4 protein-coding genes are annotated in these 5,701 nt (G+C 75.7%); all 4 read right to left on the bottom strand.

The genetic code is table 11. From position 1 onward, the window contains the following. Window positions 1–75: 75 nt before the first annotated feature. The 4 genes from ETD85_RS59580 to ETD85_RS59565 all read right to left on the bottom strand — a co-directional run bounded on the left by ETD85_RS59580 (window position 76) and on the right by ETD85_RS59565 (window position 5,605). Window positions 76–1,281 carry a sensor histidine kinase gene (locus ETD85_RS59580; protein WP_240780129.1) on the bottom strand — a complete coding sequence of 402 codons (1,206 nt, stop codon included), beginning with the start codon at window positions 1,279–1,281 and terminating at the stop codon, window positions 76–78. A gap of 130 nt (window positions 1,282–1,411) precedes the next feature. After that, on the bottom strand, window positions 1,412–2,152 hold the full coding sequence (locus tag ETD85_RS59575) for a maleylpyruvate isomerase family mycothiol-dependent enzyme (RefSeq protein WP_138698643.1): 741 nt from the start codon (window positions 2,150–2,152) through the stop codon (window positions 1,412–1,414). A gap of 78 nt (window positions 2,153–2,230) precedes the next feature. Further along, the gene (locus ETD85_RS59570) at window positions 2,231–2,758 is read right to left on the bottom strand and encodes an RICIN domain-containing protein (RefSeq protein WP_138698642.1); all 528 of its coding nucleotides are present in this window, start codon (window positions 2,756–2,758) and stop codon (window positions 2,231–2,233) included. A gap of 84 nt (window positions 2,759–2,842) precedes the next feature. Further along, a complete protein-coding gene (locus ETD85_RS59565) occupies window positions 2,843–5,605 on the bottom strand; it encodes an AAA family ATPase (protein ID WP_276617423.1) in 2,763 nt (920 codons plus the stop codon). Window positions 5,606–5,701 lie beyond the last annotated feature (96 nt).

Here is a 5,701-nt window from a genome sequence, read left to right as displayed (position 1 = left end):
TAAGAGACAGCCGGCCCCCCGGCGCGCCGGCGCCCTGCCGCGTCACCGCGCCCTCGGCGGCATCGCCTTCCCGCGTCATCCCGCCTCCCGCAGCGGCAGCCGGGCGACGACCTCGGTGCCGCCGCCCGGCCTGACGTCGATCTCGCAGGCGCCGCCGACCTCCTCGGCGCGGGCGCGCATGAGCGCGGCGCCCTGGCGGCGCTGCTCGGGCAGGCCGATCCCGTCGTCGGACACGCTCAGCCACAGCCCGTCCCGCCGCTCCACCCTGATCAGCGCCGTGGTGGCCCTGGCGTGCCGGCGCACGTTCGCCAGGGCCTCATGGGCGATCTTGTACGCGGCCACCTCCACGGCGGCCGGTAACTCGGCCAGGGAGCCCGGCACCACCACGTCCACCCGGGGTCCGGGTGCGTCGGCCAGCATCCGCAGCGCGCTCTCCAGGCCGATCTCGTCCAGGCCCGCGCCGTCGAGCGCCGGCGGGCGCAGGCCGTACACCAGGTCGCGCACGTCCACGACGGCCTCGCTCATCTGCCTGCGCGCCTTGCTGAGCAGCGTCTCCGCCGCGTCGGGGTCGCTGGCCAGGCTGCGCCGTGCCTCGTCCACGCTCAGCGCGAGGCTCGTCAGCGTCGGGCCGAGCCCGTCGTGCAGGTTGCGCCGCAGCCGGTGCCGCTCCTCCTCGCGGGTGACGAGCATGCGCTCGCGCGAACGCTGCAGGTCCGCGCTGAGCTGCACCGCGTGCGCCACCTCCGCGAGCTGCCTGGCCAGCATGTCGAGCAGGGCGGGGTCGCGCGGCTCGCCCGCGACCGTGAGCCAGCCCATCGACCGGCCGTGCCACATCAGGCGGACGACCGACGGGTGCGTGCCCGGCTCGCCGTCGGCCACCCGGCGCACCCGGCCGCCCGGCAGCACCACCTCGACCACGACGCCGTCCGCGCCGAGCGCCCGCCTGGTCGCCGTGGCCGCCGACGCCAGGGCCTCGGCGGGGCCGTTCGCCTCCTGCACGGTCCTGCTCACCCGGTCGGCCAGCCGGTACGGGTCCCGCTCGGAGCCGAGCAGCCGGTTCACCACGTCCTGGAGGCGCAGCCGCACGGGGTGGAAGAGCGCGCCGGCGGCCAGCGCGGCGACCAGGCCGGACAACGAGCCGAGCAGGGGGCCGCCCAGCGTGATGATCCCGAAGTAGACGGCGCCGACGACGGCGGTGAGCGCGGCGTAGACCAGGGCGCGGTTGAGCAGGACGAGGGCGCGGCCACGCCGGTCCATGCCGGACAGGACCGCCGCTCTCACCAGCAACGGTCCCGCCGCTCTCAACAGGACGAGCCTGGCCCTTTTTCGCATGTGCGCGGACATCATAAGTGGCGGACGGCCCGCCGGGCATCCACCCGGATCGCCCCGCGCACCCGGCACTCTTCCGGCGTCAGGCGGCGTAATTGCGGACGACGCGGAGCGCGTCGGCGGCCCGCGGACCCTCGGCGGTGAGGCCGGTCTGGGCGGGGGTGAGGCGGCGGGCCCCGACCCGGCAGAATTCGGCGGCCGGCCCGGTGATCCGGGCGGGGGCGGCCGGGTCGCCGAACGTCCAGCGGGTGGTTCCGTCCGGTGCGGTGAGATCGCAGAAGACCGGGACGTCCGGCAGGCCGTCCAGGGCGAAGGCGTAGGGCAGCGTGCGGTGGGCCAGCCAGGCCACGTGCCGCAGCCGGGCCGTGTCGGGGTAGGGCAGGCCCAGCGGGAGCGCGATGTCCTGGGCGTGGGCCCAGTGCTCGGCGAGCCTGGTCGTGGCCAGCGTCCGGGGCGACAGCGAGGTCCGCACCCAGGGCAGGCGCGTGCCCGGGGGCCAGGCGCGCAGGGCGCCGGGCGTGGCGAAGGCGGCCTTGCGCCAGCGGGCGAGCAGATCCTCCGGCGCCATCCCGCGCTCGGCGGCGACCATCTCGTCGGCCAGGCCGTCCACGGTGGTCCCGGCGGCGGACAGGAGCGGCTCGCTCTCGCCGGGTGGCAGGCCGCCGACCGTCTCCTCGGTCTGGGCGAGATGCAGGACGACGTCGGAGACCGTCCAGCCCGCGGCTGCGGAGGGATGGGACCATTGGCCCGGCGTCAGGGAGCCGAGTGCCGCGTCGAGTTGCCGGTATTCCGCGGCCAGATCGTCGAAGACATCCGTCACCATGCGAGCATACAGAATTTTGTTCGGTAAGCCATGTCCTGGGGCCGGGCGGCGCGCAGGGGCCGCCCGGCCCTGGGCCCGTCAGGGCACGAAGAGCCGCTGCATGCGGGTCGACTGCGTGCTCACCAGCAGATTCGTGTCCTCATCGAGGACGTTGCCGGCGGGCAGGAAAGTGAACAGGCCGCTTCCGGCGCTCTTCAGCCCGAGGCTGGAGCTGTAGGTCCAGAGCTGGGCGGGGGAGCCGTTGCACGGGCTCAGGGTGACGGTGTTGGGCGTGCCGTCCATGCAGAGCGGATTACTGGTGTTCTCGGTGGCCCGCAGGACGTACCGGCCGGTGAAGTTGTCCGGCTCCCTGATGAAGGCCCACTGGGCCGAGCTGCTGTCGTTGTCGACGCCGAAACCGAGCCTGGAGCCGTTCTGGGGGAGGCGAGCGGTGAGCACCAGGGTGGTGAGCTGGCCGCTGGCCAGCGTCCTGAGGTTGAACTCGACGTGGGAGACCGCCGCCTGGGCGGGAGCGGCGGCGACCGTGACGCCGGCGGTCAGGCCGGCGAGAGCTGCGGTGCTGAGCAGGGCCGCGGCGACGCGGCTCCGTACCGTTGACGTGGACATGGAACTCCTTCACAGATGGATGAACTCTCTGTGCAAGAGCTTCGCGGCGGGAGGGGTGGCGGCGGATCGGTGATTCCTGCGGAGTTAACGGCGGGCGATCGTACGCAGCTCGGTACGGTCGGCGGAGGCCGTCTTGGCCAGCAGGCTCGCCACGTGCGTGTCCACGGTCCGCGGGGAGATGAACAGCCGCTCGGCGATCTTCCGGTTGGTCAGCCCTTCGGCGACCAGGCCGAGCACGTCCATCTCCCGGCTGGTCACCCCGGCGGCCCGCAGGCGCGCGGGGACCGGGGCCAGGCCGCGGCCCTGCCGGGTGGGCGCGCCCGCGCCGCGCAGCAGGTCGCGGCAGATGCGGGCGAGATGAGCGTCGCCCGCGCGGAGGTGGGCCTCCAGGTCGGTACGCAGCGCGGGCACCGGATCGCCCCAGCCGGCGGCGATCGCGGCCTCCAGCGCCGGCAGCCGCAGCAGGCGCCGCCACCAGTGGTGCCCGGCCAGCGTGCGGTCACCGGCGGCGAACAGCTCGGCGGCCTCCGCGCGCCGCCCCTCGCGCCCTGCGGCGACCGCGTCGGCGTACTGCAGCCCGGCCCGATTGGCGGACCTGAACCCCACGGACGAGCCGCGCAGCGTCTCGCGGGCCTCGGCGTCACGGTCGCCGACGACCGTTCGCAGCAACGCCCACAGGCCCCAGTACTGCACGGGCCCCGCCTCGCAGCGCCCGGCCAGATCGCCCACCGTCTCGTCCAGCAGCGCGGAGGCCGCCGGCAGGTCGTGCCCGAGCAGGCGCAGCAGCGCGCGGGAGGCGTTGCCGAGCGCGGCCACCTCGACGGGCGGGTCCGGATGCGCGGCCGCTTCGGCGAGCGCGGCCTCCATGCCCGGCACGTCGCCCTCGACCGCGTACCCCATGGCGGTGAACACCTCCGCGACGGCCTGCATCCCGTGCAGGCGCAACCGGCCGGCCTGCTCGGCCGCGCGCCTGGCCAGGTCCCGCGCGGCACGCGGCCCTTCGACCGTGCTCACCGAGTCCACCAGCAGCAGGTCGCTCCACACCACCTCGGCGAGCAGCCCGGTCCGCCGGGCGAGCTCGCGCGCCTCCGTCAGCAGCGGTGAGTCCGGGTGATCGAGCAGCTCGATCGCGGCGAGGCCGAACAGCGCCGTGACCCGCGCGGGGCGCAGGCCGTGCTCGGCGGCGACCTGCGCGGCCACCCCGTACGCGGCGCTCGCCAGCCCGGGATCGTGCCGCAGCGCGCACCGGCCGATGGTCGTCAGCGCCTGGCACACCGTGTCCCAGCGTCCGGCCCGCTCCGCCCGTTCGGCGGCCACGGCCGCGAGCTCGGCCGCCCGCCGGAGCTCGCCGGCGCCGAACGCGGAGTCGGCGGCGAGGACCAGAGCCCAGGGATCGTCGGGCCGCCCGGCGCGTTCGACGTAGCCGTCGGCCTCGCGCCAGCGCCGGGCGACGACTGCGGCCTCGGCCAGCCGCAGGCACAGCTCCGCGTGCTGGTCGCCGGTCAGCTCCTCCAGCGCGCCCGCGCCGGCCTCCAGCGCGGCGGGGGCCTGGCCGCGCAGGGTCAGCAGGCGTACCCGCTCGATCGTCACGACCGGCCGCAGGGCCCGGGTGGCGGCGGCCCGGTCGAGCAGGTCCTCGGCGCTGTGCAGGGCGCCGCCGGTGAGGTCCAGCCGGGCCAGCCGGAGCAGGATCCCGGCCGACCTGGCGTGCTCGCCCGCCGCGGCCAGCAGCGCGGCGGCACGGGCGTCATGCTCGGGGCCGCCCCTGCTCAGCAGCACATCGGCGGCCCGGCGGGCCACGGCGGCGCGCTCGGGCGGCGTGACGGAGTCCAGCACCACCTCACGCGTGAGCGCGTGCCGCCACCGCAGCCTGTCACCCGCCGCGCCGACGGCCCGCACCAGCAGCTGCGGGGACGCGGCCCGCAGCGCGGCCAGCACCTCCGGCTCCGACTGCCCGGTCACCGGCCCGAGCACCGTCCAGTCCGCGTCGTCGCCGAGCACCGCCGCCGCCTCCAGCACGGCGCGCCGCGCGGGAGCGAGCGTCGCCAGCCGGCTGGTGGTGCGGCAGGCGAGCCCGGGAGTGACCCGGAGCGTGCCAGGCCCGGGGACGGTGCCCGATTCGAGCATCCCGGCCACCAGTTCCTCGGCCAGGTAGGGCAGGCAGTCGGACGTGTCCACCACGTACCCGAGCAGGTCTCCGGGCAGTGCGCGGTCGCCGGCGCGGCGCCTGGCCAGCTGCTCGATCTCGGCCGGGGCCAGCCGGCCGAGCCGCAGCGTGGTCACCTCCGCCAGCCGGGTGAGCCGGTGCACCGGCTCCTGGCCGGGCTCGTCGTCTCTGGCGGAGACCACGGTCAGGACCGGCCACCGGCGGCTCGCCGTGGCGAGATATTCGACAAGGGCGAGCGTGTCCGCGTCCGCCCAGTGCACGTCCTCCAGCACGAGCAGGCAGCCGTTCTCGCCGCCGGTCGCCCGCAACAGCCTGAGCAGGCCCTCGCCGAGCACGAGCACCGGATCCACGTGTGGTGGGGGCGCGTCGCCCGGCTCGGCCCACTCCGGGAGTAACCGTCCAAGAGTCGCCCGGTACGGGCGCAGCTCCTCCGGAGGCGGCCCGCCGCCCGGCCGCCCGGCCAGCGCCTGCGCGACCGAGCGGTAGGTGCCGCCCCCTTCGGTGGACCACCCGGTCAGCACCGCCAGCCCCGCCTCGCGGGCAAGGCCGGCGGCCGCGGCGAGCAACCGCGACTTGCCGATGCCCGCCTCCCCGGCGACCAGCAACACCCCGCCCCCGCCGGACCGCGTCTCTTCGATCATCCGCAGGATGACGGCCTTCTCGCCGTCGCGTCCAACCATCGCCGCCATGGCAGTAGTAGATCCGGTGGCGCCGGAGGTGAATATGCCGGAAGACACAGACGCCTGCGGCCTGGGCGCTGTCTCTTATACACGTCT

This window comes from Nonomuraea zeae, from assembly GCF_005889725.1.
Classification (GTDB): domain Bacteria; phylum Actinomycetota; class Actinomycetes; order Streptosporangiales; family Streptosporangiaceae; genus Nonomuraea; species Nonomuraea zeae.
Note: the sequence above shows the minus strand (reverse complement) of the source record. Positions and strands in the feature narration are given on the sequence as shown.